General features: G+C 73.4%; 29 protein-coding genes. 12 read left to right on the forward strand and 17 right to left on the reverse strand.

The window, feature by feature from the left end; all coding sequences use genetic code 11:
* Positions 1–63: 63 nt before the first annotated feature.
* Positions 64–492 (reverse strand): MarR family winged helix-turn-helix transcriptional regulator, encoded by a 429-nt coding sequence (locus tag AC067J_RS17370; protein ID WP_478299991.1) that lies wholly within the window; start codon positions 490–492, stop codon positions 64–66.
* Between the two features lie 134 nt (positions 493–626).
* Between AC067J_RS17370 and AC067J_RS17375 the strand changes: the two genes are divergently transcribed.
* Positions 627–1,511: an MBL fold metallo-hydrolase gene (locus AC067J_RS17375; protein WP_478299993.1), complete on the forward strand. Its 885-nt coding sequence runs from the start codon at positions 627–629 to the stop codon at positions 1,509–1,511.
* A gap of 141 nt (positions 1,512–1,652) precedes the next feature.
* Here AC067J_RS17375 and AC067J_RS17380 read toward each other — a convergent pair whose 3' ends face one another.
* The 6 genes from AC067J_RS17380 to AC067J_RS17405 all read right to left on the reverse strand — a co-directional run bounded on the left by AC067J_RS17380 (position 1,653) and on the right by AC067J_RS17405 (position 7,000).
* Positions 1,653–2,861 (reverse strand): alpha/beta hydrolase family protein, encoded by a 1,209-nt coding sequence (locus AC067J_RS17380; RefSeq protein ID WP_478299994.1) that lies wholly within the window; start codon positions 2,859–2,861, stop codon positions 1,653–1,655.
* Between the two features lie 139 nt (positions 2,862–3,000).
* Positions 3,001–4,035: a threonine/serine dehydratase gene (locus tag AC067J_RS17385; RefSeq protein WP_478299995.1), complete on the reverse strand. Its 1,035-nt coding sequence runs from the start codon at positions 4,033–4,035 to the stop codon at positions 3,001–3,003.
* 598 nt (positions 4,036–4,633) lie between these two features.
* Entirely contained in the window at positions 4,634–5,002 is a 369-nt protein-coding gene (locus AC067J_RS17390; RefSeq protein WP_478299997.1) for a hypothetical protein, read from the reverse strand.
* A gap of 388 nt (positions 5,003–5,390) precedes the next feature.
* Positions 5,391–6,005: an HAAS signaling domain-containing protein gene (locus AC067J_RS17395; protein WP_478299999.1), complete on the reverse strand. Its 615-nt coding sequence runs from the start codon at positions 6,003–6,005 to the stop codon at positions 5,391–5,393.
* Positions 6,005–6,367, reverse strand: coding sequence for a PadR family transcriptional regulator (locus AC067J_RS17400; protein WP_478300000.1), 363 nt, complete (start codon positions 6,365–6,367; stop codon positions 6,005–6,007). The genes AC067J_RS17395 and AC067J_RS17400 overlap by 1 nt, the downstream gene beginning before the upstream one ends.
* A 207-nt stretch (positions 6,368–6,574) precedes the next feature.
* Entirely contained in the window at positions 6,575–7,000 is a 426-nt protein-coding gene (locus AC067J_RS17405) for an SSI family serine proteinase inhibitor (RefSeq protein ID WP_478300002.1), read from the reverse strand.
* A 260-nt stretch (positions 7,001–7,260) separates the two neighbouring features.
* Here AC067J_RS17405 and AC067J_RS17410 point away from each other — a divergent pair, with 260 nt between their 5' ends.
* Complete coding sequence (locus AC067J_RS17410; RefSeq protein ID WP_478300003.1) at positions 7,261–8,832, forward strand: multicopper oxidase family protein; 1,572 nt, start codon at positions 7,261–7,263, stop codon at positions 8,830–8,832.
* A 106-nt stretch (positions 8,833–8,938) separates the two neighbouring features.
* Here AC067J_RS17410 and AC067J_RS17415 read toward each other — a convergent pair whose 3' ends face one another.
* Both AC067J_RS17415 and AC067J_RS17420 read right to left on the reverse strand, forming a co-directional pair.
* Entirely contained in the window at positions 8,939–10,090 is a 1,152-nt protein-coding gene (locus AC067J_RS17415) for an RNA polymerase sigma factor (RefSeq protein ID WP_478300005.1), read from the reverse strand.
* Positions 10,087–10,494, reverse strand: coding sequence for a YciI family protein (locus AC067J_RS17420; protein ID WP_478300007.1), 408 nt, complete (start codon positions 10,492–10,494; stop codon positions 10,087–10,089). The genes AC067J_RS17415 and AC067J_RS17420 overlap by 4 nt, the downstream gene beginning before the upstream one ends.
* 262 nt (positions 10,495–10,756) lie before the next feature.
* Here AC067J_RS17420 and AC067J_RS17425 point away from each other — a divergent pair, with 262 nt between their 5' ends.
* The gene (locus tag AC067J_RS17425; RefSeq protein ID WP_478300008.1) at positions 10,757–11,143 is read left to right on the forward strand and encodes a VOC family protein; all 387 of its coding nucleotides are present in this window, start codon (positions 10,757–10,759) and stop codon (positions 11,141–11,143) included.
* 144 nt (positions 11,144–11,287) lie between these two features.
* Here the strand turns inward: AC067J_RS17425 and AC067J_RS17430 are convergent, their stop codons facing one another.
* Entirely contained in the window at positions 11,288–12,274 is a 987-nt protein-coding gene (locus AC067J_RS17430) for a hypothetical protein (RefSeq protein ID WP_478300010.1), read from the reverse strand.
* A gap of 165 nt (positions 12,275–12,439) precedes the next feature.
* Between AC067J_RS17430 and AC067J_RS17435 the strand changes: the two genes are divergently transcribed.
* Positions 12,440–12,616: a hypothetical protein gene (locus AC067J_RS17435; RefSeq protein WP_478300012.1), complete on the forward strand. Its 177-nt coding sequence runs from the start codon at positions 12,440–12,442 to the stop codon at positions 12,614–12,616.
* 49 nt (positions 12,617–12,665) lie between these two features.
* Here AC067J_RS17435 and AC067J_RS17440 read toward each other — a convergent pair whose 3' ends face one another.
* A complete protein-coding gene (locus tag AC067J_RS17440) occupies positions 12,666–14,039 on the reverse strand; it encodes an FAD-dependent oxidoreductase (protein WP_478300014.1) in 1,374 nt (457 codons plus the stop codon).
* A gap of 182 nt (positions 14,040–14,221) precedes the next feature.
* Positions 14,222–15,079, reverse strand: coding sequence for an alpha/beta fold hydrolase (locus tag AC067J_RS17445; RefSeq protein ID WP_478300016.1), 858 nt, complete (start codon positions 15,077–15,079; stop codon positions 14,222–14,224).
* 77 nt (positions 15,080–15,156) lie between these two features.
* Here AC067J_RS17445 and AC067J_RS17450 point away from each other — a divergent pair, with 77 nt between their 5' ends.
* Positions 15,157–16,125, forward strand: a complete 969-nt coding sequence (locus tag AC067J_RS17450) for a DUF5937 family protein (RefSeq protein ID WP_478300018.1) — start codon at positions 15,157–15,159, stop codon at positions 16,123–16,125.
* A gap of 44 nt (positions 16,126–16,169) precedes the next feature.
* On the opposite strand, the gene AC067J_RS17455 is transcribed toward AC067J_RS17450, so the two are convergent.
* Entirely contained in the window at positions 16,170–16,475 is a 306-nt protein-coding gene (locus AC067J_RS17455) for a DUF1330 domain-containing protein (protein ID WP_478300020.1), read from the reverse strand.
* 160 nt (positions 16,476–16,635) lie between these two features.
* Between AC067J_RS17455 and AC067J_RS17460 the strand changes: the two genes are divergently transcribed.
* Complete coding sequence (locus tag AC067J_RS17460; protein ID WP_478300021.1) at positions 16,636–17,538, forward strand: LysR family transcriptional regulator; 903 nt, start codon at positions 16,636–16,638, stop codon at positions 17,536–17,538.
* Between the two features lie 118 nt (positions 17,539–17,656).
* Entirely contained in the window at positions 17,657–18,310 is a 654-nt protein-coding gene (locus tag AC067J_RS17465) for a hypothetical protein (RefSeq protein ID WP_478300023.1), read from the forward strand.
* Between the two features lie 50 nt (positions 18,311–18,360).
* Here AC067J_RS17465 and AC067J_RS17470 read toward each other — a convergent pair whose 3' ends face one another.
* The 3 genes from AC067J_RS17470 to AC067J_RS17480 are packed head-to-tail and all read right to left on the reverse strand — an operon-like array spanning position 18,361 to position 19,744.
* Positions 18,361–18,594 carry a DUF397 domain-containing protein gene (locus AC067J_RS17470; RefSeq protein WP_478300025.1) on the reverse strand — a complete coding sequence of 78 codons (234 nt, stop codon included), beginning with the start codon at positions 18,592–18,594 and terminating at the stop codon, positions 18,361–18,363.
* Positions 18,595–18,653: 59 nt separating this feature from the next.
* Entirely contained in the window at positions 18,654–18,887 is a 234-nt protein-coding gene (locus tag AC067J_RS17475; RefSeq protein ID WP_478300026.1) for a DUF397 domain-containing protein, read from the reverse strand.
* Positions 18,884–19,744: a helix-turn-helix domain-containing protein gene (locus AC067J_RS17480; protein ID WP_478300028.1), complete on the reverse strand. Its 861-nt coding sequence runs from the start codon at positions 19,742–19,744 to the stop codon at positions 18,884–18,886. Before AC067J_RS17480 ends, AC067J_RS17475 begins: the two co-directional genes overlap by 4 nt.
* A gap of 198 nt (positions 19,745–19,942) precedes the next feature.
* Between AC067J_RS17480 and AC067J_RS17485 the strand changes: the two genes are divergently transcribed.
* The 4 genes from AC067J_RS17485 (at position 19,943) to AC067J_RS17500 (ending at position 22,212) form a co-directional block, all read left to right on the forward strand.
* On the forward strand, positions 19,943–20,380 hold the full coding sequence (locus AC067J_RS17485; RefSeq protein ID WP_478300029.1) for an ATP-binding protein: 438 nt from the start codon (positions 19,943–19,945) through the stop codon (positions 20,378–20,380).
* Positions 20,381–20,385: 5 nt separating this feature from the next.
* Positions 20,386–20,598 (forward strand): hypothetical protein, encoded by a 213-nt coding sequence (locus AC067J_RS17490; RefSeq protein WP_478300031.1) that lies wholly within the window; start codon positions 20,386–20,388, stop codon positions 20,596–20,598.
* Positions 20,599–20,607: 9 nt separating this feature from the next.
* The gene (locus AC067J_RS17495) at positions 20,608–21,330 is read left to right on the forward strand and encodes a hypothetical protein (RefSeq protein WP_478300032.1); all 723 of its coding nucleotides are present in this window, start codon (positions 20,608–20,610) and stop codon (positions 21,328–21,330) included.
* A 72-nt stretch (positions 21,331–21,402) separates the two neighbouring features.
* Positions 21,403–22,212 (forward strand): alpha/beta fold hydrolase, encoded by an 810-nt coding sequence (locus AC067J_RS17500; protein ID WP_478300034.1) that lies wholly within the window; start codon positions 21,403–21,405, stop codon positions 22,210–22,212.
* A gap of 64 nt (positions 22,213–22,276) precedes the next feature.
* On the opposite strand, the gene AC067J_RS17505 is transcribed toward AC067J_RS17500, so the two are convergent.
* Positions 22,277–22,825 (reverse strand): winged helix-turn-helix transcriptional regulator, encoded by a 549-nt coding sequence (locus AC067J_RS17505; RefSeq protein ID WP_478300036.1) that lies wholly within the window; start codon positions 22,823–22,825, stop codon positions 22,277–22,279.
* A 107-nt stretch (positions 22,826–22,932) separates the two neighbouring features.
* Here AC067J_RS17505 and AC067J_RS17510 point away from each other — a divergent pair, with 107 nt between their 5' ends.
* Complete coding sequence (locus AC067J_RS17510) at positions 22,933–23,601, forward strand: NADPH-dependent F420 reductase (protein WP_478300038.1); 669 nt, start codon at positions 22,933–22,935, stop codon at positions 23,599–23,601.
* Positions 23,602–23,627 lie beyond the last annotated feature (26 nt).

Genomic DNA, 23,627 nt, shown 5'->3' on the forward strand with positions numbered 1-23,627 from the left:
CCGGGCCGGGTGATCAGGGCGTCCCGGGCGTGCCGGGCATGCGGGGCGTGCTGGGCATGCGGCTCACCGAGTGGCGATGGCCTGCTCCAGCAGGCCCTGGAGGACGCGCTGCTCCTCCGGGGTGAGGCCGGACAGCGGGGAGTGCGTGTGGAGGAGGTCGAGGAGACGCCCGCGCAGTGCGGTGCCCCCGGCCGTGAGGACGAGGTGCTTGGCGCGCCGGTCGGTGGGGTGCGGGTGGCGCTCGACCAGGCCCTGCTTCTCCAGCTTGTCGACCACGAACGTCGTGTTGGACGGCTCGCAGCTCATGCGCTCGGAGAGCTCCCGCATGGTCATCGGCCCGCTCATCTCCCGTAGCGCGGTCGCCTGGGACGCGGTGAGGCCCAGGGTGGCGGCGCGCTCGCGCACGTGCTCGGCGATCCGCTGGGCCAGTCCGTTCACCAGTCCGCACAGCTGCCGCTCGGCGATGGCCTGCGGCTCGGGGGACGTCGTCATGCCCCCAGTCTAACAAGTCCATCAAGGCCAAATAATTACAGCTTGAATGATTCGAGCTTGATGCTTATGGTTGGCGTCGTCGCCGCGGGAGACGCGGCGACCACCCCCCCCATGACGACCACAGGAGAGAACCCATGGCTGATGTGACGGTGGATCAGAACGCGCGACTGCGCCGGCCCGGGGTCATCCGCTCGATACGGCTGGGCGACATCAAGGTGTCCTACGTGCCGGACGGCGACGTGCGGCTCCGACCGCTGCCACTGCTGCCGGACAGCACCGACGAGGTGTGGGCCGCGCACCCCGAATACCTGGACGCCACCGGCCACCTCGTCGGGAGCGTCGGCGGCCTGCTGGTCGAGCACGGCGACCGCGCACTGCTGATCGACACCGGCTTCGGCCCGCAGACGCTCGAAGCGCCGGAGGGCCCGCTCGGCACGATCCACGGGGCCGCGTTCCTGCGCAGCCTGGCCGAACTCGGGCGCGGCCCCGAGGACATCGAGGCGGTGGCCTTCACCCACCTCCACTCCGATCACCTCGGCTGGGCCTGCCACCCCGCCCCCGACGGTGACGGGCCCCTGTTCACCCGCGCCGACTACCTGGTCTCCGAGCCGGAGTGGGAGCGCCGCGACCTCGTGGAGGCCGAGGGCCTGACCGAGCAGGTCGCCCTCCTCGCCGAGCGCGTGCGGACGATCACGGACGGGGAGGAGATCTTCCCCGGCGTCCGCGTGCGGATCACCCCGGGCCACACCGTCGGGCACGCCGAGTACGTCATCACCGGGGGCGGCCGGCGCCTGATCGCCTTCGGCGACGCCGTGCACTCGCCGATCCAGATCGACCACCCCGAGTGGTCCTCGGCCTTCGACCACGACCTCGTCCGGACCGCCGAACACCGCCGCCGCCTCGTCGCCGAACTGGCCGAGCCCGGCACGATCGGCTTCGGCGTCCACTTCGCCGACGTCGTGTTCGGGCACGTCCGCCGGGACGGGGACGGCCCGGCCTGGCAGCCCCTGGACGCCTGACCCGCCGCGGGCGGACGGGCGGCCGATGCGAGTCGACGGGGCGCCCGGTGCGGGTGGACGGGGTCTCCGGTGCGAGTCGACGGGCGTCCCGTACGGGTGGACGGGGCACCCGCTGCGCCGCGGGTGCCCTCGTCGCGGACCTCACGTGCGGTGGAACACGACCTCCGGGTCGGCGGCCGTCGGGCCGTCCAGGCGGGGCGACTGGATGCCGCGCAGGTGGAGGTCGAAGAACGCGCCGACGTAACCCCGGGTGATCTGGTGCGAGCGGGTGCCCGACAGCGGGGTCTCCGGGTGCGAGTAGCCGGCCGCGTCACCGAGCACGGGCCAGTCGGTGAACCCGGGGTGGCCCGCCCCGGTGACGGTCAGCCAGCGCTTCCAGCCGTCCAGGCGGGGCCAGGTGTCCTCCCAGGACGTGTCCGGGAAGTCCGGCGGCAGGAGGGCGGGGTCGCCGGCGAGCATCAGGAAGGGGCGCCCGCCCAGGCCCGTCTCGGGCACCGGGGTGAAGAACGTGCCGTCCATGTTGACGCCCGCGTCCACGCGCGGGTCGGCGGCCATGGTGGCCGAGGCTGCCGCGCCCCCGATGGAGTGGCCGGCCATGCCGATGTGCCGGGCGTCGATCAGCCAGGAGTATCGCCACGCGGCGCGCGGACCGGTGAGCCGGTCCAGGACGAAGGAGACGTCGCGGGCCCGGCCGTCGGACACCCGGTGCAGCGAACCGTCCGGGAACACCTGCTCGCACGCCTTGCAGGTGAGGACCCGTCCGCCCGGGAAGACGGTGCCGTCCGACTCGTACGCGTGGTCCACCGCGGCCACGACGTAGCCGCGGCTGGCGAGGTCCTCCGCGAGGGTGGTCAGCGCGGCGCGCGGCATGGTGAAGCCGGGGGAGAGCACCACCAGCGGGTAGCGGTGGGAGGAGATCCGGGGTACCGCGTCGGTGCGGGCGTTGGTCCGCGTCGCCGCCACCTGTTCGGGGGTGGCGTACTCGCCGAGTTGTCCCCGGTCGGTGAGCAGCGCCTTGGCCTCGGGGACGGCCATGTAGGGGGCGGGGCTGCCGGTGCGGGCGACCGCCGGGTAGTAGAGGGAGAGCATCAGCTCCCGGTCCTCGGTGGGCACCCAGGGGTCCTTGCGGGCCCGGTCGACCAGGTGGAGGGTGTCCCGGCCGACGGCCAGGTCCCCGGTGGGGCGCGGGAGTTCGAGCCGGGCCGCACCTTCGGACGGACCGGTGACGGGATCGGAGGCGGGACCGGAGGCGGGACCGGCCGCCGCGGCCGCCGGGGTCGCGGCGGCGCCTGGGGCGGCCAGGAGCAGTGCGGCGGTGGTGACCGCTAACGTGCGGATGATCTTCTTCATGTCTCGCATCCTAGAGAACATAGGCAAGGCTTACCTAAATTTTCGGGAATGCGGACTGGGTGGGGCGGCGTCCGCGCGGCGCGGACGCCACCCCTCGACGGCGCGTGCTGATCCGGGGTGAACTGCCGGACGGCTGTGGCTAGTCGTTCCGGGTGCCGTTGCCGTTGCCGTTGCCGTTGCCGTTGCCGTTGCCGTTGCCGTCGCCGGTGCCCTCGCCGTCGTCGGCGAGGGTGCGGAGGTCGGTGTTGGCGCCGCACAGGACGACGCACACCTTCTCGCCCTCCTCGGGTCGGTAGCCCGTGCCGACGGCGCCGTCCCGGGCCGGGGCGGCGGGCAGGGCCGCGAGGGCGGTCGCGGCGGCGTGCTCGACCGCGATGCGGTGGTGGTCCCAGAGGGCCTGACGGGTGCGGACGATGGCGTCGTCCGGCACGAGCACCGGGTGGACGTCGCCCCGGCGGGCGGCCTGCACGGCCAGGGTGGTGGCGCGGCGGGCGCCGAGGGAGTCGGAGGCGACCGAGTCGACCGTGACGTCCACGGGGTGGCCGGCCGCGATCGCGGCACCCAGCGCGCGGCAGTTCTCCGGCTCGACCGCCACGGTGCGGACGCCGTGCTGGTGGGCCGCGGTGGCCACCCCGGCGAACAGCCCGCCGCCGCCGACGGCGACCACCACCGTGTCCAGGTCCGGGATCCGCTGCTTGATCTCCTCCATCAGCGTGCCAGCCCCGGCCGCGATCAGCGGGTGGTCGTAGGCGTGGCTGGCGAGCGCACCCGAGGCGGCGGCGAACTCCTCGCAGGCAGCCAGGGCCTCGGCGTACTCGGTGCCGACCAGCCGGACGTCCGCCTCGTACGAGCGGAGCCGGGCGACCTTCACGTGCGGCGCGTTGGCGGGCAGGAAGACGGTGGCCCGGACGCCCTGCTGCCGGGCGGCCCAGGCGCAGGCGAGTCCGGCGTTTCCGCCGGAGGCGATGGTGACCCCCGCGTCGGGGAGGGTGCCGGCCTCGCGGTGGGCCTGGAGGAAGTTCTGCGCGCCCCGGGCCTTGAACGAGCCGGTGTGCTGGAGGTGCTCCAGCGCCAGCCACACTCCGCCCGGCCCCGGGGCGAGCGCGACCGGGCGCACCTGCCCCGCGATCCGGTCGGCGGCGGACTTGATGTCGTCGTACGTGAGGTCGTGCACGTCGCAACTCCTGCGGGAAACGGTCGGTCGCTGATGGCGGGATCGGGTCCAGCCTCGCAGGCGGTACGGCGTCGGCGAAATACTTTGCAAAGTCCCGTGCCCAGTCGGGCGGCCGGGCGACCCGGCGACCGGGCGACCTACGAGCCGCCCGGTGGGCGGTGGGTCGGTGGGTCGGTGGGCTGGCGGGTCGGTGGCTGGTAGGCGCTGGGCGCTGGGGTGCGCGCCAGGGTGCCGAGAAGAACTTTGCAAAGTGCTGTGCCGGGCAGCATGGCCCGGCGGCTTGTGGCCCCGACCGATAGGGCGGCCGGGGGTCGGTGGGCGGTGGCTGGCGGCCGGCGGGCGGGTCGCGTGGTGGTCGGGCGGTCGGTGGGACGGGTGCTGGGTGCTGGGCGCTGGGGTGCGCCGTGGTGCCGAGTAGCAAATTGCAAAGTCCGAAGCAGGCCTGGGTGGGCCGGGCGGCCTGTGAGTTCGCCGGTGGAGTCGGGCAGCGGCGGGTCAGGGCAGCAGGGGGCAGCCAGGCCAGGCCAGGCCTGGGCGGGCTGGGGTGGCCGGTGGGTGCGTTGTCCGGCGAGGGGCGGGGGCGCCGCCTCGGCGGGTGCTATCGGCGGTCGGCGGCGGCCGTGTCCTCGGTGCGCTGGAGGCGGAGCGTGACTGCCCCCCAGATCCAGGCGGCGGAGAGCGGCACGGTCAGGACCGTGAGGCCGACCGCGCCGCGGATGCGTCCGTCGATGACGCGGGCGCAGCGGTCGCGGGCGTAGGCGCGCGGGGAGTCGTCGACGAGCACCGGCGATCCGCAGTCGGACGAGCCGCTGCTGCCCGCGTCGGCGGGGAGGAACGCGAGGCCGATGGCCCAGATCCACCCGACGACGGTCAGGACCCCGAGGAGGTTCACGCCCCAGCGCTGGAGGCGGTGGGCGTTCCGCCAGGCCCGCTCGTGGTGGTCCTGCAGCAGCTCCGCTACCTCCATGGCTCTCCCCCTGCCCTCGATGCACCGTCCCCGGCGCACTGCCCCCCGATGCGGTGGCGGGGACGAGCATTCCACAGGTCATGATCGCCGTCGTCACCGGGCGGACGTGGCAGGGCCGGTGGGCGGTCGGTCGCGCGGCCCTGCGGCCGCGGGTCAGTCGGCGGTGGCCTCGGCGGTGGGGTCGGCGCGGTCGGTGCGGCTCCGGTGGGCGGCGACACGGACCTGGTCGTTCTCGTCCACTCGCTCCACTCGCTCGCTCACGGGCGCCATGGTGGCGGACGGGTACGACAGCGGCGGTGTGACGGTGCGGCGGTGCCCCGGCGGCGGCCGGCTGCGGGCCGCCGCGCAGAGGGCGGGGTAGGCCGGGGGGAAGGGTGGCCGGCGCGGGTCAGGCGGTGACGGCACCCGTGCCGATGTCGGCGCGGAGGCGGGCGGCGGAGCGGGCGAGCCGGAGCACCGCGAGGACGGGCAGGCAGACGCCGACCAGACCGGCGGCGAGGACGGCGAGCGGGTCCAGGCCGCCCGAGGTCAGCGAGAGGACTGCGGCGATCAGCGGCGTGACCACGGCCGGCGAGAGCAGCAGCACGATCGCCTGCTTCTTCTCCCGGCGGTCCCACTGCGGGGACTTCCAGATCCTGACCAGGGCGGTCACGGTGGCGGCGAGCGCGAGGGCGGGCCCGACGGCCGGGACCGCCAGCAGGGGGAGGGCGCCGAGTGCGAGGGCGAGGGTGAGGGTGGTGCGGCCGGTGCTCTCCGACACGGGGCCGGCCTGGCCCTCCTCGGAGAGCGCGGCGCCGGCCACGTCCTGCGGGCGGCCGAGCCGGTCGAGGACCTGCCGCACCGCGTTCTCGTCGGCGGATCCGTGCTCGGCGAGCGCGACCTCGATGTGTTCGCGCAGGTCGGCCAGGAGCTCGCGGCGGCGCTCGCCGGGCAGCGCGGAGGTGTGCCGGGTGACCGCGTCGAGGTAGGCGCGGACCAGGGGGCGCTCCATGGGGGTGTTCATCACTGTTCTCCCGGGGTGAGGACGTGGTCGACGGCCGTGCGGAAGGCGGGCCACAGCGCGGCGAACTCGTCGAGTGCGCTGCGGCCGGCGGGGGTGAGGGTGTAGTAGCGGCGCGACGGACCGGTGGCCGAGTCGCGCAGGAAGGTGTCGGCCAGCCCGGTGCGGCGCAGCCGGGACAGCAGCGGGTAGATCGTGCCCTGGCTGGTCGCCAGCATCGGGAACCGGCCGAGCTCCTGGAGCAGCTCGACGCCGTAGCGCGGGCCGTCCCGCAGCAGGGCGAGCACGCAGTACTCCAGCACCCCCTTGCGCAGCTGGGTGGCCACCGCGCCGTCCGCTGCGCCGCTGCCGTCGTGGTCGGTCATACCAGGTACCATGCACAGCAAGATAGCAGGTTGAACAAGGAACACCAGGTGGGAGAGGCAGCCTGTTTCGGACGGGGGCGGGGGCGGGGGCGGGGGCGGGGGCGGAGGGGGCGGGTAGAGCAGGCCGGGTCGTGCCCCGCCCGGGCTGGGCGGGGCACGACCCGGGCGGGGGCCGTTCGTCCGGGGCGGGGGCGCCGCCGGGGCAGGTCAGAAGTCGAACACGGCACCGGTGGCGCGGGTCAGGGTGCAGCGGTTGCCGTACGTGTGCCGGAAGGAGAGCGGCCGGCCCCGGTAGGTGCCCGAGGCCGTGACGGTGTACGGGTCGTACACGGCGGCGCAGACGCCGGGGTCGACGTTCAGACGGCTGAGGTCGCCGTCGACCGAGTCGACGAGGCGGCACGCGGTGGCCGGGTCCGGGTGGGTGGTCGCGCTGCCGGGCGGACACTCCAGTGTGGCGAGGTGAGGAGCGTCGGAGACGGGGGTCTCCCCGTGGGTGACGGTCAGCCGGAGGCTGGTGGCGGGTTCGGCGGCGGGTTCGGCGACGGTCGCGGCCGATGTCGTGGTCGCCGCGGCGGCGGTGAGGCCGGCGGACAGCAGGACGGCCGCGAAGGCGGCGGGGGCTCGGGTCTTCACACCCCGGAAAACGAGCGTGTGCGGACCTTGGTAACCCGCGCCGCGCTCGAACCCCCACTCGCACCCCCACCCCCACCCGCATCCGGACCCGCACCCGGACGGCACGGAACGCTCGCGGGGACGCTTCGGGAGCGGTTCAAAGGGGCGGCCGGGGCGCGTGGTTCAGGGTCGGACCCGTGCCGACCTAGGGGCCGGGTCGGGGTACGGCGCGGGACCGTCCCCGATGTCCGGGCGAGGGGCGCGAACCTAGCGTCACGGGTATGCCGAAACTCCGACTCCCCTCCCGCAGAAGCGCCTTGAAGATCCTCAGGATCGCCGGCGCGACGGTCGCCGCCCTCGCCGTCCTCCTGTCCGGCGGCGCCTACTGGCTGTACAGCGGCGCCAGGGTGTCGACGGTCGGCGCGGTGGAGTTCCGCAACGAACTCGCCGTGCCGCCGCTCGCCGACTCCGCCACCGAGCCGGACGGCACCCGGGTGTTCGAGCTCGACATGCAGGCCGGGCAGACCGGGTTCAGGCCCGGGCGTCCGACCCCGACCTGGGGTTTCAACGGGAGCTACCTCGGGCCGACGCTGCGCGCGAAGCGGGGCGAGGCGGTCAAGGTCCGGATCCGCAACACCCTCCCCGAGGCGTCCACCGTCCACTGGCACGGCATGCACCTCCCGGCCCGGATGGACGGCGGGCCGCACCAGATGGTGGCGCCCGGCGCTGAGTGGACGCCGCAGTGGACCGTCGACCAGCCGGCCGCCACCCTCTGGTACCACCCGCATCCGCACGGCGCGACCGAGAAGCACGTCCAGCGCGGGCTGGCGGGCATGTTCATCCTGGACGACCGGGAGGCCTCGGCACTGCCGGGGCTCCCGCGCACCTACGGGGTGGACGACCTGCCGGTGATCGTCCAGGACGTCCGGTTCGGCGGCGACGGCGGGAACGCCTTCGACCACGACCACAGGCTGATGAGCAGCGTCGGGTTCCTCGGCGACCGGACCTTGGTCAACGGCACCCTGGACCCCTACCGCACCGTCCGCGACGAGGCGGTCCGGCTGCGGCTGCTGAACGCCTCCACGGCCCGGGTCTACGGCTTCGGCTTCTCCGACGGGCGCGGCTTCGCCCTCGTCGGCACCGACGGCGGCCTGCTGGAGCGCCCGTTCGGCACCTCGCGGATCCAGCTCTCCCCGGGGGAACGGGCCGAGATCGTGCTGCGGATGAAGCCGGGCGAGCGGACGGTGCTGCGCAGCTTCCCGCCCGACGCGGGGACGGACTTCTGGAACCAGCGGTTCAGCGGCGGCGACGACTCCTTCGACATCCTGCAGCTGCGCGCCGCCGACAGTCTCCGGCCGTCACCCGAACTGCCCGCCGTGCTGGTGCGGTCGACCCTCCCGACCGGTGCGGACTCGGTCCGCGAGCGGGCCTTCGACCTCCGGATGTCGGGGATCAACGGCAGCAAGATGGCGTTGGACCGGATCGACGAGGTCGTCACCCGGGGCACCGCCGAGACGTGGGTGGTGCGCAACGACAACGGGATGCCGCACAACTTCCACGTCCACGACGTGCAGTTCAGGGTCCTGGAGGTGGATGGCGAGCAGCCGCCGCCGCAGCTGCGCGGGCCCAAGGACACCGTGTTCGTCCCGTCCGGCACGACGATGCGGCTCGCGATGCGGTTCGACGGCCCGGCCGACCCGGACACCCCGTACATGTACCACTGCCATCTGCTGTACCACGAGGACGGGGGCATGATGGGCCAGTTCGTGGTGGTCGAACCGGGCCAGGCGGCGGGCACCCCGGCGCCGGCGCCGGGTCACCAGGGCGGTCACCGGAGCGGTCACCGGCACTGAGACGGCGCGCGCCCGGGCCCCGCCGAGCCGGCCCCGTCGAGCCGGCCCCGTCGAGCCGGCACCGTCGAGCAGGCCCCGACGGGCCGGCCCCGACGGGCCGCCCGGCTCAGCCGCGCAGCTGCGTGTTGAGCCGGGCGGCCTGTCGTGTGAGGTGGTCGCGTTCGGGGATGTTGGGCGCCGATCGGGCGGCCTGCGCGTAGAGCCGGGCCGCTGTCGCCGGATCACCGTCACGCTCGTGCAGGTACGCCGCGACGGCGGCGTGCCGCGGCAGGGCGGGGTCGAGCCCCGCCAGGGCGGCCAGCCCGGCCCGCGCGCCGTCGGCCTCGCCCACCGCGACGGCCCGGTTGAGGCGGGCCACCGGGCTGCCGGTGAGGCGCACCAGTTCGTCGTACCACTCGACGATCTGCACCCAGTCGGTCTCCTCGGCGGTCCGGGCGTCGGCGTGGAGCGCGGCGATGGCCGCCTGGGCCTGGAACTCGCCGAGGCGGTCGCGGGCGAGGGCGGCCTGGAGCAACCCGACGCCCTCGGTGATCAGCCGGGTGTCCCACAGGCTGCGGTCCTGCTCGGGGAGCGGCACGAGCCTGCCGTCGGGGCCGGTCCGTGCCGGGCGCCGGGCGTGGTGGAGCAGCATGAGCGCGAGCAGGCCCGCGACCTCCTCGTGGTCGGTCCCGGCCGCCAGTCGGCGGGTGAGCCGGATGGCCTCGGCGGCGAGGTCGACGTCGCCGGAGTAGCCCTCGTTGAAGACCAGGTAGAGCACGCGCAGCACCGTGGCGACGTCGCCGGGCCGGTCGAACCGGACGCCGGAGACGGTCCGCTTGGCCCTGCTGATCCGCTGGGCCATGGTCGCCTCCGGCACGAGGTAGGCCTGCGCGATCTGCCGCGTGGTCAGGCCGCCGACCGCGCGCAGCGTGAGCGCGACGGCCGAGGCCGGGGTCAGGGACGGGTGCGCGCACAGGAAGTACAGCTGAAGCGTGTCGTCCACCGCCTCGCCCGGGTCGGGCTCGGGCACGGGCTCGGCCTCGACCAGTTCCTCGCGCCGCCGCCGGGCGGTGTCGGCGCGGCGGGCGTCGAGGAACTTGCGCCAGGCCACCGTGACCAGCCAGCCCTTGGGGTCCCGCGGCGGGTCGTCCGGCCACCCGCGCACGGCCTCGACCAGGGCGTCCTGCACGGCGTCCTCGGCCGCCGCGAAGTCGGCTCCGCGACGGACGAGAACACCGATCACCGAGGGCACCAGCTCCCGGAGCGGCGACGCGTTCACTCGGTGGCCGTCGGCTGCACGCCGTAGAACGGGCGCAGTTCGAGCCACTCGTGGATGGGCTTCCCGCCGGCGCCCGGGGCCGCGGACAGCTCGCCGGCCAGTTCGAGCGCGCGCTCGTAGGTCTCGACGTCGATCACCATCCAGCCGGCGATCAGGTCCTTGGTCTCCGCGAACGGGCCGTCGGTGACCGGCGGCCGCCCCTCGCCGTCGTAGCGGACGAACGTGCCCCCGGGGGAGAGCGCCTGGCTGTCGACGAACTCGCCGGTGGTTTCGAGTCGGGCGGCGAAGTCGCGCATGTACTGCAGGTGCGCCGAGACCTCCTCCGGCTCCCACTGGTCCATGGGCACGTCGTTGACCGATGCCGGCGCGCCCCGGTAGTGCTTGAGCAGCAGGTACTTGGCCATGGTGTTCTCCTTGGTGAGGTACGGCCCATTGTGGCCGTGTCCGCCCCTGGGACGGAGCCGCGCGCGGGTTCTCGACATCCCGTGGCGAAATTCTTCGGCGGACTTCAGCCGGGGCGGCCGCGGCGTGCTCGGCTGCGCTGCGTGCCCGGCTGCGTGTCGTTGGTCGGGCGGTGTCGGCGCACCCGGTTTCATGATCTGGACACCGAACGCCCCTGAGCGCAGCGTGACCGGCGGCTCAGGCCCCGATGCCCCGGAGGGCCCCGTGAGGATCCATCTGACCAGCGTCTTCGTCGACGACCAGGACAAGGCCCTGCGCTTCTACACGGACGTGCTCGGCTTCGTGAAGAAGACCGAGGTCCCGATCGGCGAGGACCGGTGGCTGACCGTGGTCTCGCCGGAGGACCCCGACGGGACGGAGCTGCTGCTGGAGCCCAGCGGCCACCCCGCCGTGAATCCGTACAAGACGGCGCTGGTCCGGGACGGCATCCCGGCGACCTCCTTCGCGGTGGACGACGTACCGGCGGAGTACGAGCGCCTGCGCGCGCTCGGGGTGCGCTTCACCCAGGAGCCGAGGGAGATGGGCCCGGTCACCACGGCGGTCCTCGACGACACCTGCGGCAACCTGATCCAGATCGTGCACAGCAAGTAGGAGGGGGCCGCCCGCGCCGGACTCGGGGACCGGCGCGGGCGGGGGAGCCGGGCACAGGGGCACGGGCGCACGGTGCACGAGGCACGAGGCACGGGCGCACGGGTGCGCGTACGGCGGCGGGGCGGTGACGGGCGGCTCGCGCGGTCAGAGCAGGCGGTGGCAGAGCTCCTGGAGGCGGATCGCGGCAGCGGCGAACTCGTCGATCGTGGCGGTGGGGAGCTCCATGGTGGCGAACCCCTGGATCTCCCGCCGCAGGCTCTCCGGGACGTCCAGGCGCTCCGCGAGCGCGTACAGGACCGCCCGCATCACCTCGCACGCCGAAGTCGGGTCGTCGGGCCACATCGCCCGCACGATCAGGAAGATCCTTCCGATCAGGTCGGCCAGGACGAAGCAGTCGAACTCGTCGCCCACCGAGCGCTCGCGGAGCGTGTCGGTCACGTCGTCGACCGCCGCCGCGAACGCGAAAACCTCGTCCACGGCCCGTTTCCCGGCGGGCACCGCGGCCACGTCGGCGGCGCGGGCGAGGATCGGGTCGCGCTGGTGCTGCGGGACGCCGACCCGTTCCAGTGCCGTCAGGAACTCCGAGAGGTCCTCGGAGGGGTGGGACGGGGCGATCGGCGGGATCATGTTGAACTTCGTGCCGGCGCTGCTGCCGATCTTGAAGTAGAGGTGCCGTCTGGCCCGGTCGCCCAGGGGCGGGCCGTCGGGCGTGTGCGGCGCGGTCGGTGCGGTCGGCGGGGTCTGCCCGTGCTTCGGGCTCGTCGGGCTCGTCCGGCGCGACCGGGTCGGCGGCGTGGTGGCGGAGTCCGTCCTTCGGACGCCGCGCCGTCCGTCCTGCTCCGCCCGGGCCTCGGCGAGCAGCGTCGACCAGTGGTCGACGGAGGCCCGGGTCCACGGCCGTCCGGACGCGGCGTGCAGGTGGCGGACGAGGGCGAGGACGTACTCCGTGTACCCGGTGCTCGGTATGGCCCGGGCGTTCAGCCAGCCGCTGATGGTGGAGTCGGTCACCACCACCGGGGTGGCCTGTTCCCTCGCGAGCGTGACCATGGCCTTCAACGGCACGTCGGCTGCCGCGTCCCGCAACGCGCGGAACTCGGACCAGAAACGGGCCGAAGAACTCTGCTGATCCATGCTTCCGTCCAAGTGTTCCGGCGAACCCGGTGCCCGGAAAATCCGCCTGCTTGCCTGATGACCAGTCAGTTTGCCACTTGTGCGGAAAAGTTCACATCGCCGGAACGCCGGGCCCGTGACAGAACTGGAGGCAAGAGGTTCGACGGTTCGAAGCGGAGGATCCACATGTCATTCCTGCCTGACCTGCTGCAGGGCGGCACCGTCCTGGCGGGCGTCACCGGGGCGAGCTACGCGGCGACCGTGGCGGCCGTGGCGCTGGTGTCGGTCCTCGCCAGGAGCCCGCAGCGGCGGCGCGACGCCCGGGAGACGCTGAGGCTGCTGCTACGGAGGCGGGGCAGTTGACCCCGGCGGCGGACGGGCGCTCCCGGCGCTCCCGGGCGGGGACAGGCGCTCAGCCCGGGATGAGCGCCTCCCACTGGGCGCGGGTCGGGCCGTCGTACTCCGGCGAGAAGTCGGGGTTGGCGGCCAGCCAGGCGGTGACGTGCCGGTCCACCTCGTCGGTGCCGTAGGCGTCGTCGGCCGTCTGCAGCAGGTGGCGGACCTTGGCCCGGGCCCTCATGACGACCGGATCGTCGAAGGCGCAGGCGGCCACCGCGGCAGCCCGCCGCTCCGGGGGCGGGGCGCTCTCGGCGAGGCGCTGCTCGGCGGCGCGGTCGGACGCGACCTGCGCGTCGAACCACGGGCGGAGGGCGCGCGTCGTCCAGGAGTGGTAGTCGGCGGGGTCGGCGGCGATCCGGTCGACGCGGCCGGCGAGGTACTGGCCGGCGAGCAGACCGAGGGCCACGCCGTGGCCCATCGTGGGGTTGGTGTGGATGAGGCTGTCCCCGGCGTTGACCAGGCCGGTGACGACGGGCCCTTCGGCGTCGGCGAGGGACGTCCAGCGGTTGTCCAGGCCGGCCATCGGCAGGACGGCCGACCGCGGTTCGGGGTCGAGGCCGAGCCAGGCGGCGGTGGCGGGGAAGCGGCGGGCGGCGGCCTCGAACACGGCGGGGTCGGTGAGCGCGCCGCGGGTCGGATCGCCCGTGGAGAGCACCAGGTTCACCGCGAGGGTGTCGTTGTCGGAGGGGAAGACGCCGGCGAGTGCGTACGGCGCGGCCGAGCCGTTCTTCACCCTCCCGGGGTCGCGCGGGCCGTCGCCGCGCAGGCGGTACCAGCGGCACAGGTAGGCGAGCCCGGTGCGGTGGCTGTCGACGACGGGCGGGCGGCAGCCGGCCGCGACCAGCCAGCCGGGGACGGGCGAGCGACGGCCGGACGCGTCGACGACGAGGTCCGCCCGGTGCGTCCCGCTGTCCACCTGCACGCCGGTGACCCGGGCGGGGCGGCCCTCCTCGACGGTGAGGGCCCGCACCCGGCAGCCCCGCCGCACGTCGACGGTGCGTTCCCGCTGCACGGCCGCGGTCAGGGCGGCCTCCAGAACGATGCGGCGGGTGCGCAGCGTCACCAGCTCCTCGTCGCCGTCCCGGTGCGGCGGGTGCTCGCCGAACCAGTCGAACTCGTGGTACTCCCGGGCCCCGCGTGCCAGCAGGTCCGCGTGGACGTCGGGTATCTCGGTGCGCAGCACGGCGCGCACGGGAGCGAGGAGCGAGTGGGGCTGGACGGCCTGCGGGATGCGGGGCCTGTTCCAGTGGAAGAAGTCCTGTTCCAGGTCGTCCCCGGCCTGCCGCGCGTCCTGCTCGAACAAGGTGACCGCGTGGCCCCGCCGACCGAGCATGAGCGCCGTTCCCAGCCCGCTGATGCCCCCACCGATCACTGCAACCCGAGCCACTGAGCTCCCCTTCGCGTCGTGTTGCGGAACGATGCTACCGCTTGGTGATCTTCGATCGACCACCGGGATCGACCGCCGGGATCGACCGCCGGGATCGACCACCGCGGTGCGGGGGCGTCCGCCGCCGCGCGGGAGCAGGTGCGGGAGCAGGTGCCGGCGCGGGTGCGGTCCCGGCGGCCGACCTATCGGCCGGCCGCGGACAGGAAGCCCTCGACCGTCGCCGTGAACGCCCGAGGGTCGTCCAGCCACGGGTAGTGGCCGGCGCCCGGCTGGACGGCCGGCGTCAGGTCGGCGAAGAGCGGCGCGGCGTCGGCGGCGGCCCTGGCCGTCGGCCACAGGTCCACCTCGCCCACGAGGAGCAGCACCGGGCAGTGCACGGCGCCCAGGCGGCGCCGGAGCTCCCCGGTGTCGGGCGCGTAGCCCTTGTAGTAGTGCTCGCTGACGGGGAGCGCGCGCTGGGCGGGATCGGCGGCGGCGTGGGCGCTGGCGGCGTCGTCCCAGCGGCCGTACATCAGCGGCTCGAAGGCGAACCGGTGCGGCGCGGCCTCGGCGAAGCTGTTCGCGGCCTTCATGTGCCGGTGCGCCGTGACGGCCTCGGCGTGCCAGGGTTCGGCCGCCCGGGCGGCGATCACCTCCTCCACGCCGGTGTCGGAGGGCAGCCCGACGGCGGCGAAGGAGGGGGTGACCAGGGTCAGGCTGTCCAGCCGGTCGGGGTGGGCGGCGGCGTAGAGCATGGCCAGGCTGCCGCCGGCGGAGTGGCCGAGCAGGTCGATGCGGTCCAGGCCGAGGTGGCGGCGCAGCGCCTCGACGTCGGCGACCAGGCGGTCGACGCGGTAGGTGGCCGGGTCGGCGGGCGCCGCCGAGGCGCCGGTGCCGCGGGTGTCGGGCAGGATCAGGGTGCGGTGGGCGGACAGCCCGCCGAGGTCGCCGAGGTACTCGGCGGCGCGGCCGGGGCCGCCGGGGAGGCAGAGCAGCGGCGGGCCGTCGCCGACGGTGCGGAAGGCGAGCGTGGTTCCGTCGTACGAGGTGAAGAACTCCATGGCGGACAGCCTGCGGGGCGCCGGCGGGGCCCGGCTATCGTTCAGCCAGGGCTAAACGATCGAGGGGCGGGGCGGGCGTGGCGGTGGAGATCCGGCTCTCGGCCGCCGAGGTGGCGCGGGTGCGGCTCGCGGTGTCGCCGCTGGCCGAGACGGTGTTCGGGGTGCGGGCGGCGCTCGGTGTCGCCGGTCACGAGGTGCACCGGCCGTGGGTGCGCGAGGCGCGACCGGTGCTGGCGGGGGAGCCTGAGCTGCCGCTGCTGCGGACGCTGCTCGGAGGCTGCCTGCCGTCCTTCCTGTTCCCGGTGCCCGAGGAGCGCCTGCCGTCGTTCGACGCCGAGCTGACGGGCTTGCGGGCGACGGACCCGGCGTACGTCGCGGCGGAGTGCGCCGCCGCGCTGGGCGCCCGGGCCGCCGGGAGCCTGCCGGCGCCGGCGGAGCTGCTGGACCGCGTCGCCGGTGCGCTGGAGCGCTGCCACGCCCGGCTGGTGGCCCCGCACTGGGGGCGGATGCGGGCGGTGCTGGAGGCGGACCTGGGCCGGCGGGCGGTGACGCTGGTGGACGGCGGAGTGGAGGGGCTCTTCGCCCAGTTGCACGGCGATGTGGTGTGGCGGGAGGGCGAGTTGGTGGTGCACGGGCGCCGCCGCTCGGGTGCGGCGTGGACGGTCGAGGCGGGCGGGCACGGGCTGGTGCTGATGCCGTCCGTCTTCGGCTGGCCGGACGTGATCGTCGACCACTCCCCGCGCACCGCCGCCTCCATCCGCTACCCGGCGTCCGGCGTCGGGCTGCTCTGGGAACAGCCCCGCCCGACGTCCGCCGGCCTCGCCGCCGTCCTCGGCCGCACCCGCGCCGCACTGCTCGCCGAACTCGGCGAACCGCTGAGCACCCCCGACCTCGCCGCCCGGGTGGGGGTCACCGCCGGCGCCGTCTCCCAGCACCTGGGCGCGCTGCGCGACGCGGGACTGGTGACGACCCGCCGCACCGGCCGCACGGCCGTGCACCTGCGCACCCGGACGGGCACGGCGCTCACGGCCGAGCCTACGGACTGACGGACTGACGGACTGACGGACTGACGGACCGGCGGGCCGGCCGGTCAGTTGATGCCGTCGATGATGCGGAAGTCGCGCTCGTAGCCGTCGGGGAGGGCCGCCAGGGCCTTCTGGTACGCCTCGCTCTCGTATGCCGCGACGGCCTGTTCGAAGCTGTCGAACTCGATCAGGACGACGCGTTGCGTGATTCCGGCCTCGTGGGCGACGACTCGACCGCCACGGGACGGGAGGAGGGACAGGTTGCGCCCGCCGCCGGCCCGGACAGCCGCACCGGCCAGCTCGTCGTAGGCGGTCAGGCTCTCAGGATCGGAAAGGGCGGGGTAGACACTGACCCAGTAGCCCTTGGCCATGGAAAACCTCCTGTGTTCGGCCGGACACGTCCGACGTCGAATCGACACGCGGATCGATCGGTCCCGGCACGTGCAGGTTAGGGCTCGACGTGCGGTCGGGGGAAAGACCGGCTCGGGATAGCCTCAGAACGGATCGTTATCAATCGGCGGGGAGGGGCACGTGGCGCCGGATACGGTGAGCCTGCGGTACTTCCTGGTGCTGGCCCAGGAGTTGAACTTCACCCGCGCGGCCGCACGGATCGGTGTCGCGCAGCCCGCACTCAGTGCCCGGATGCGCCGACTGGAGGCGGAACTCGGTACGGCCCTGCTGGTCCGCAACACGCGTAACGTCGTCCTGACCACGGCCGGTGCGGCTTTGGCGGAGTCCGCGCCGCCCGCGCTGGCGGCGCTGGACCGGGCCTGGGGCACCGCCCGGAGCGCGGCCGCCGGTGAACTGGGCACGCTGCGCATCGGATACAGCCTCAGCGCCGGGGCCGAGACGGTACCGGCCCTGGTGGACAGGCTGATTCGCGACAACAGCGGAATCGAAGTCGGCGCGGTCCCGATGGCGACACCGGAGATCTCCCCCGCGGTCGCCGACGGCCGCATCGATGCCGGGATCACCCGCGGTGAACAACCGGGCCGTGGCGTGCGCCGGTTCCTGTTGCGGCGTGCGCGCATCGGGGTCCAGTTGGCGCAGCACCATCCGCTGGCCGGACACCCGGAGATCGAGATCGCCGACGCGGCCGCGTATCCGCTGCGACTCCCGGACCGTGCGGCCAACCCCGTGATCCACGATCAGCTGTCCGCAGTGTTCCGAGACGCCCGACCGCACCCCCGATTCCACACGCCCGCAGTCTCTTTCGACATGTCTCAGCGCGACCTGCGCGACGGGGTCACCCTCGCCCCGGCCGGAGAAGCCGCGGCCACGGCACAACCGGCCGGTCTCACCTGGCGACCACTGCGGGGCGCGCCCAGCCTGACGGTCCACCTGGTCCTCCCACGCGAGCAGTCGCCGCTGCACCGCCGCATCCGTGCCGTCGCCAGAACCCTGGCGCACGAGCTGCACTGGCTGCCGGACTGACGCGCTGGAGGTCAAGCGAGAGGGACGTCGTTCGACGCCGAGCCGACGGAGTGACGGGCCGGGCGTCACAGGGCCCCGGGACTATGCTGCGGCTGGACGGTTGCGGGGAGGGGAGTTGATGCCGGCCGTGGACGGTGGCAAGGACAGAGACGAGGACGAGGTCGGGGAAGGCGAGGAGCTCGCGCCGGAGCCGGAAGGGCTGGACGACGCGGAGGCCTGGACGGAGTTCGTGGAGGACGTGCCCCGGCGGTCCTCCGGGCGGATGGGGCTGTTCTCGTGTCTGGCCTTCGTGGTGGTCGTGCTCGCCCTGGTGGCGGGAGGCGTGGTCTGGGTGCTCCAGGACCAGTTGTTCCGCCCCTTCGGGGACAGCCGGGCCTGCAAGGGCAGCGACACCGCGTTGCCCCGGAGCATCTCGCCCGGGGGAACGGGGATTCCCGCCGACGCTTCGGACATCCACTACTTCACCAAGGCCGGCGTCGCCCGGGTCTCCTTTCTGAGCGATCAGATGCCGGACTACCTGCGCCGTGGGGGGTTCGTCCCGGAGCAGAAGCCCCTGTTCGTCGAGAGTTACGAAAGCGGTCCGTTCGCCCTGGGGCCGGGGGAAGGGGAGCTGCCCGAGGGGCTCTGCGGTCCGGCTCTCAAGGGGCCGGCCTGGAGCTACCAGAGACTGAGCCCGGGCACGGTGGTCGGTGTTCTGGTCGAACGTTCTCCTGACAAGGGCAAGGACTTTCGCGCCCCGGCCCGCGCCATCGTCTCCTTCGACGTCCGCTGAGCCGGGGCGGAAGAGGCCCTGCCCGGTGGGGCAGGGCCTTCGCCCGTCCGTCAGGCGGTGAAGTCGGGGGAGCCGGTTTTGACGGCCTTGGCGAATGCGGCCCATTCGGCGTGGTCGAAGGCGAGGTGGGGGCGGGTGAGGTCCTTGTCGTCGCCCAGCCAGACGTCGCCGTTGGGGAAGCGGGCGATGATCACGCAGTTGCCGTTGGAGTCCCCGGAGAAGGGGGACTTGGTCCAGTTCGCGTCGGCGGGGTTGTGGTCGTAGGGGTCGTGGCGGTCGGTCACGGAGGTCTCCTACGGGTGTGAGTGAAGGCCCTGCCCGGAGTGGGCAGGGCCTTCGTTGGTCAGGCGGTGAAGTTGGGGGAGCCGGCTTCGATGGCCTTGGCGAAGGCGGCCCATTCGGCGTGGTCGAAGGCGAGGTGGGGGCGGGTGAGGTCCTTGTCGTCGCCGAGCCAGACGTCGCCGTTGGGGAAGCGGGCGATGATCACGCAGTTGCCGTTGCCGTCGCCGGAGAAGGGGGACTTCGTCCAGTCGGCGTCGGCGGGACTGTGGTCGTAAGGGTCGTGCTTCTCGCTCACTTCAGCTCTTCCAACTTGCGTTCAAGGGCGGTGATGGTGTCGTCGGGAGACAACGCATGCCGCTTGACCCGCGCGAAGGCTCGCTCGGCTCGTCGAACGTCGCGTCCCGTTCTACGCGGGAGCATACCGCCGACAGCTTCGATGAATACGAAGCCATTTTCGGTATCGCCCGGGAACCGCATGAGAGTGATGCCCGATGAGAGGATGCCCGGGCGTCCGGCGCTCAGCGGCACCATGCGCAACGTGACGTTGGCGAATCGCGCGACCTTGATGGCGTGGCGGATCTGCTTCGCGAGGACGGACTGATCGCCTGCGATGAGCAGCGCGACCTCGCCGAAGTAGGCGTCCAGGCTGAGGACCGGATCTTCCGTGAGCCGACGTTGGCGAAGGATGCGGACCTCTGCTCCAGCCTCGACGCGTTCCTCGTTGGGCGAGTCGAGACCGGCGGCGATCATCTCCTTCGCATAGTGCTCGGTTTGGATCAGGCCTGGGAATCCGGAAGGGAAGTAGTCCAGCATGTGCGATGCCTCGGCTTCGAGCGCGAGGTACTCCGCGAAGGCCGGCGTGATCGCTTCGGCGTAGTCGAGGTTGCGCCACCACTGCTTCGGCGGGCCGCTGCCGAGGAGGTTCTCGTAGTACTCCCGGTCCGCGCCGCCGATTCCGTAGTAGTCCAGCAGTGTCGCGAGGTCCTTGGGACCGACGGGCTGCTCGGCTCGCTCCATCTTGCTGAGCCTGGCCGCGCTCCAGCCCTTCAGACCGCGCGTCACCTCCAGGAGCTTCTTGTTCTGCTCCAGCCGCAGGGCTCGCAGTTCATCGCCGAGTCTGATCTGCCGGATCGTGGAGAGGTCGGTGGTCAAGTGGGTCCCTCCCTTCGGATGTTGATGACCAGTCTTGCTCCAAGCGGTGGCCGTTCTCAAGCCGCTTTCAAGATCCACCGATTTTCTAAGGCGTTCTGTTGCTTTTTCGAATCACGAGGATCCACACTCAACGTGACCGCACGGACACGCTTCTGACGGAGTGTCCTGCACGCGCCGAAGGGGCTCGCCATGTCCACTTTGAGCAGACCTGTCCTCCGCACCTGGGAGGCCGCCCTCACCGAGCACCGCACCTCGGTGCGGACCGCTCGCCGCCAGATCCGTGACCAACTGACCTCCTGGGGCTGGGCGGGGGAGCGGGTCGACGGCCTCGTCCTGATCGTCTCCGAGCTGGTGACCAACGCCGTCGTCCACGCCTGCCAGGGTCACGGCGAAGTCCGCCTCTACCTGCAGGAGTTCGACGGCGACTGTCGGCTCGAAGTCTGGGACCCGCGCTTCGACCTCCCGCTCCAGGAGCGCCGCCCCCGCCGGTTCGGCGAGGGCGGCCGGGGCATCGAGATGGTCCGCGAACTCGCCTTCGACTTCGGCGTCGTGGTCAGGCGCGGCGCCGGCAAGCGCGTGTGGGTGCGCGTCCTGCTCGACCAGGACGACAATCCCCCACCACCGCTCCGGAGTTGACCCGAATGTGTAACAGCAGCAACCGCCCCGCCCCCGTCGAAGTCGTAGCCGTCGCCATCGTGCTCGCCGCCAGTGCCGGTCTCGCCTTCCTCGCCTCCTCGCTCGTGGAACCCGTCTCCGCCGACCTCATCTGGTGGATGACGTTCGCCACTGCCGTGAACCGGGGCGTCAGTTGGTCCGACGACTTCCTCGACAACCGCCGCCACAACAGGGAGTAGCACCTCTCCATGCACCCCGCCGCCATCGCCTACCAGTACCCCGAACGCCTCCACGCGCGCTGCGAGATCGCCGGCGTCCGCCGCCTCGTCCTCCAGCCCGGGTACGAGACCGCCGTCGTCGTCCCGGACGGAGCCTGGGAGCCGCTTCCCGACGGCTACCCCGAGCGGTTCGCGCCCGGCATCTTCACCCGGGACAGCGGGCTGGTCGAACTCTTCCGCGTCCCCGACACCGTCTTCGACCTCCCCACCCTCACCGCCCTCGTGCACGAGCTCGGCGACCCGATCCCCGTCACCCTCGGTGAGACCTGCGACGCCCCCGGCCTGCCCGTCACCCACGTCAGCCCAGACTCGGGCCTCCGCTCCGGCCTGCACGTCGACAACCACCAGAACCTCGCCTACGCGGACCGCGAGAGCGCCCGCCGGCGCCTCTGCGTCAACCTCGGACCCGGCAGCCGCTACCTCCTCCTCACCGACACCGACATCAAGTCCGTCTGCCGCACCGTCCACGACCGCTACGAGAGCCACCACCCGGCCACCGCCGACCTGCGCCGCTACGTCACCCTCCGCCGCCCCCTGCGCGTCCTCCGCCTGCGTATAGACCCCGGAGAGGGCTGGTTCGCGCCGACCGCCGTCCTCCCGTACGACGAGTCGACCGACGGCCAGACGCAGCACTCCGTGACCGGCTCCTGGCTCGGCCACTGGGGGCGCGGGGTCTTCGGGCCACTGATCTGACCGGTTCGACCGGGTGTGTCACGCTGGTGGGTGGGGTGGGCATGGAGCACGACCGAGGTCGGGAGGCCCGCGATGGCCGAGATCAGGGTGAACGGGGTGTCGCTGTACTACGAGACCCGGGGCGCCGGGCCCGGCCTGGTGCTGGTCCACGGATCGTGGACCGACGCCGACGGCTGGTCCCGCGTGCTGCCCGGCCTCGCCGAGCAGACCACCGTCGTCGCCTACGACCGGCGCGGGCACAGCCGCAGCGAGGACCTGCTCACCCAGGGTTCCGTCTACGAGGACGCCGCCGACCTGGCCGGTTTGATCCGGGGCCTCGGCCTCGCACCCGCCTACGTCTGCGGGGACTCCTACGGTTCGCTCGTCGCGCTCCGCCTGGCCGCCGCCCGTCCGGACCTGTTGCGCGGCGTGGCCGTCCACGAACCGCCCGCCACCGGCGTGCTGCTCGCCGACCCCGAACTGCGGCCGATCGGCGTGGCCTTCGCGGAGCGGATCTCCGCCGTCCGGGAGCTGCTGGAACAGGCCGAGTCGGCCGCCGCCGCCGAACTCTACGTGGACACCATCGCCCTCGGCCCGGGGGCGTGGGAGCAGCTGCCCGCGCCGGTGCGGCACACGTACATCCGCAACGCACCGACGTACCTGGACGAGCTGCGCGACCCCGACGCGCTGGACCTCGACCTCACCGCGCTGAACCGCTTCACCGAGCCCGTGCTGCTCACCCAGAGCGACGACAGCCAGCCGATGTACGGGGAGGTGCTGGACCTGATCGATCTCTCGCTGCCGAAGCCGGAACGCCACCTCTACCACGGCGCCGGTCACGCTCCGCATCTGTCGCAACCGGAGGAGTGGGTGCGGGTCATGCTCCCGCGCGTCTTGGGGTGAGGCGCGCGGGAGGGGCGTGAAAGTCGCGGCGCGCGCCCAGCTGCGCGCCGTGCACCCGTGCCCGTCAGGCGCTCTCCGCGCTCTCGGCGTGCTCGGCGGTGAAGCGGTCCTGTGCGGCGAGCACGGCGTCACCGTGGACGGCGGACCAGGCACCCAGCGCCCGGATCGGGTCGATCAGGGCCGCACCGGCCGCCGTCAGGGCGTAGTCGACCCGGGGCGGGCTCTCGGCGTAGCGGCGGCGCTCGACCAGCCCGTTGTACTCCAGCCGCCGCAGCGCGTCGTTGAGCACCTTGGGGCTGATCCCGCCGATCCGGGACAGCATCGCGCGCGGCCGCATCGGACCCTGCTCGCCGAGGATGTAGACCACGACGCTGTCCCAGCGGTTCGCGATCACCTCGAACGCGATCCGCGCGCGGCAGTCGGCCGCGAACACGCCCCCGCCGAGGTCGTCCGGCTCGGGCCCGTCCCCGGGGACGGGGGCGGCGACGGGGATGGGGCCGGGCCCGTCGCCCGGCCCGTTCCCGTCACTCGACCCGGTCGCGCCGTCCGGTCCGATCTGCCCCCGTCGGCGCCGCTGGGCCCCGGTGTCTCCCCTGTCTCCCCTGTCTCCCATGTGGACATCCTGCCCCCTCCGATACCTACCGGATGGTGTGCATCGGCCCACCTACTGTCCGGAGTGCGGCAGTCGGCCGTGATCGGGACAGCGGTGGGGAGTTCGGCATGCGGATCGGCATTCTCGGAACGGGCGCCATGGCGGCGGGACTCGGCGGAGCCTGGGTGCGCGCCGGGCACGAGGTCCTGGTGGGCGGGCGCGACTCCGGCGCGGCACTGAGGACGGCCGCCCGCATCCGCGCCGCAGGCAGCGGGGGGCTGGCGGACGCGGCCCGGTTCGGCGAGGCCGTGCTGGTCGCCCTGCCCGCCGAGGCCGCGACGGAGGTGGTCGGCCGACTGGCCGGGGACCTGGCCGGCCGGACCGTCCTCGACTGCACCGTGCCCATGGCACCCGGCAGGGGAGGCCCGGTCGTGACCACGTCCGGCGCCGGCGACTCCGTCGCGGTGCGGCTCGCGGCGGCAGCCCCGGGCGCGCGGGTGGCCAAGGTCTTCGGCATCTGCCACGAGAGCATCTGGACCATGCCGCACCCGGCCTTCGTGGGCACGCCGCTCACCGTGCCGTTCTGCGCCGACGCGGAGGGCGCGGCGGAACTGGTCACCACACTGGTCGAGTCCATGGGCTGCACGCCTGTCCCCTGCGGCGGGCTGGACCGGGCGGCACTGCTGGAGGCGGTCGCGGTGTTCGCGATCGGCGTGTGGTGGGGCGGCGGCGAGGCCCGACACGCCTTCCCGGAACCCGCGTTGGCGCCCGGCGCGGTGGACGACGACCAGTTCTGACCCGGGGGCGGACGCGGCGGGGAAGG

It is taken from the genome of Kitasatospora sp. NPDC042419, assembly GCF_056437345.1.

Excerpts from the sequence above, each read along its gene's own strand:
- AC067J_RS17430 (WP_478300010.1), bottom strand. The coding sequence starts at position 12,274 with ATGGATCAGCAGAGTTCTTCGGCCCGTTTCTGGTCCGAGTTCCGCGCG.
- AC067J_RS17465 (WP_478300023.1), top strand. The coding sequence starts at position 17,657 with ATGCCGGCCGTGGACGGTGGCAAGGACAGAGACGAGGACGAGGTCGGG.
- AC067J_RS17445 (WP_478300016.1), bottom strand. The coding sequence starts at position 15,079 with ATGGAGTTCTTCACCTCGTACGACGGAACCACGCTCGCCTTCCGCACC.
- AC067J_RS17455 (WP_478300020.1), bottom strand. The coding sequence starts at position 16,475 with ATGGCCAAGGGCTACTGGGTCAGTGTCTACCCCGCCCTTTCCGATCCT.
- AC067J_RS17390 (WP_478299997.1), bottom strand. The coding sequence starts at position 5,002 with ATGGAGGTAGCGGAGCTGCTGCAGGACCACCACGAGCGGGCCTGGCGG.
- AC067J_RS17435 (WP_478300012.1), top strand. The coding sequence starts at position 12,440 with ATGTCATTCCTGCCTGACCTGCTGCAGGGCGGCACCGTCCTGGCGGGC.
- AC067J_RS17380 (WP_478299994.1), bottom strand. The coding sequence starts at position 2,861 with ATGAAGAAGATCATCCGCACGTTAGCGGTCACCACCGCCGCACTGCTC.
- AC067J_RS17500 (WP_478300034.1), top strand. The coding sequence starts at position 21,403 with ATGGCCGAGATCAGGGTGAACGGGGTGTCGCTGTACTACGAGACCCGG.
- AC067J_RS17410 (WP_478300003.1), top strand. The coding sequence starts at position 7,261 with ATGCCGAAACTCCGACTCCCCTCCCGCAGAAGCGCCTTGAAGATCCTC.
- AC067J_RS17395 (WP_478299999.1), bottom strand. The coding sequence starts at position 6,005 with ATGAACACCCCCATGGAGCGCCCCCTGGTCCGCGCCTACCTCGACGCG.
- AC067J_RS17400 (WP_478300000.1), bottom strand. The coding sequence starts at position 6,367 with ATGACCGACCACGACGGCAGCGGCGCAGCGGACGGCGCGGTGGCCACC.
- AC067J_RS17495 (WP_478300032.1), top strand. The coding sequence starts at position 20,608 with ATGCACCCCGCCGCCATCGCCTACCAGTACCCCGAACGCCTCCACGCG.
- AC067J_RS17420 (WP_478300007.1), bottom strand. The coding sequence starts at position 10,494 with ATGGCCAAGTACCTGCTGCTCAAGCACTACCGGGGCGCGCCGGCATCG.
- AC067J_RS17370 (WP_478299991.1), bottom strand. The coding sequence starts at position 492 with ATGACGACGTCCCCCGAGCCGCAGGCCATCGCCGAGCGGCAGCTGTGC.
- AC067J_RS17490 (WP_478300031.1), top strand. The coding sequence starts at position 20,386 with ATGTGTAACAGCAGCAACCGCCCCGCCCCCGTCGAAGTCGTAGCCGTC.
- AC067J_RS17510 (WP_478300038.1), top strand. The coding sequence starts at position 22,933 with ATGCGGATCGGCATTCTCGGAACGGGCGCCATGGCGGCGGGACTCGGC.
- AC067J_RS17375 (WP_478299993.1), top strand. The coding sequence starts at position 627 with ATGGCTGATGTGACGGTGGATCAGAACGCGCGACTGCGCCGGCCCGGG.
- AC067J_RS17505 (WP_478300036.1), bottom strand. The coding sequence starts at position 22,825 with ATGGGAGACAGGGGAGACAGGGGAGACACCGGGGCCCAGCGGCGCCGA.